Source organism: Mycobacterium sp. E735 (genome assembly GCF_001666955.1).
Taxonomy (GTDB): domain Bacteria; phylum Actinomycetota; class Actinomycetes; order Mycobacteriales; family Mycobacteriaceae; genus Mycobacterium.
Genome location: NZ_LZIX01000149.1, coordinates 1 through 1,292 on the forward strand (window position 1 = coordinate 1; position 1,292 = coordinate 1,292).

General features: G+C 71.1%; 1 protein-coding gene. It reads left to right on the forward strand.

Annotated features, from left to right (window positions below; genetic code table 11):
* The coding region (locus tag A5704_RS11835) for an amino acid adenylation domain-containing protein (RefSeq protein ID WP_156737664.1) at positions 1–1,292 on the forward strand (1,292 nt) is incomplete at both ends.

The following is a 1,292-nucleotide window of genomic DNA, read 5'->3' on the forward strand; positions in this document are numbered from 1 at the left end:
GCGGTGGCGGTGTCGTGCGAGGGCCGGTCGTTGACGTATCGGGAGTTGGACGAGGCGTCGAATCGGTTGGCGCATCTGTTGATTGGTCGGGGTGCGCGTCCGGGGGAGTCGGTGGCGGTGGTGTTCTCCCGGTCGGCGGAGGCGATCGTGGCGATTCTGGCCGTGTTGAAGTCGGGGGCGGCGTATTTGCCGATCGATCCCGGGTTGCCGGTGGCGCGGATCGAGTTCATGTTGGCCGACACCGCGCCGGTGGCCGCGTTGACCACGGCGGCGCTGGCCGAGAAGTTGGCCGGGCATGTGCTGCCGGTCGTCGACGTGCACAGCCCTGCCCTGCGGGCGCAGCCGGCCACGGCGCCCGCGGCGGGCCCGGACCCCGAGGATGTCGCGCACGTCATCTACACCTCGGGCACCACCGGGGTGCCCAAGGCGGTGGCGGTCAGCCACGCCAACGTGACCCGACTGTTCGACGCCCCGGCGGTGGGGGTGGCGTTGGGGCCCGGGCAGGTGTGGACCCAGTTCCACTCGTATGCGTTTGATTTCTCGGTGTGGGAGATCTGGGGGGCGTTGCTGCATGGGGGCCGGTTGGTGGTGGTGCCCGAGGCGGTGGCGCGCTCGCCCAAGGACTTCCACGCGCTGCTGGTCGCTGAGCAGGTGACGGTGCTCAGTCAGACCCCGGCGGCCGTTCGGATGTTGTCGCCGGAAGGCCTGGATTCGGCGGCGTTGGTGATCGGTGCGGAGCCGGTGCCCGCGGAGCTGGTGGACCGCTGGGCGCCCGGGCGGGCGATGATGAACGTCTACGGGCCGACCGAGAGCACGATCTTCGCGTCCATGAGCGTCCCGCTGACCGCGAAATCGGGTGCGCCGCCGATCGGGTCGGCGGTGCCGGGGACCGGACTGTTCGTGCTGGATGGCTGGTTGCGGCCGGTGCCGGTCGGGGTGGTCGGGGAGTTGTATGTGGCCGGGCGCGGGGTGGGCCTGGGATACGTGCACCGGGCCGGGTTGACCGCATCGCGGTTTGTGGCGTGCCCGTTCGGCGAGCCCGGACACCGGATGTATCGCAGCGGGGACCTGGTGCGCTGGGGGATCGACGGCCAGCTGCAGTACGTGGGGCGCGCCGACGAGCAGGTCAAGATTCGCGGTTACCGCATCGAGGTCGGCGAGATCCGCTCGGCCCTCGCCGCTTTGGAGGGCGTCGACGAAGCGGTGGTCGTCGTGCGCGAGGACCGCCCCGGCGACAAACGCCTCGTGGGCTACCTCACCGGCACCGCCGACCCCAGCGAACTCCGCACCGC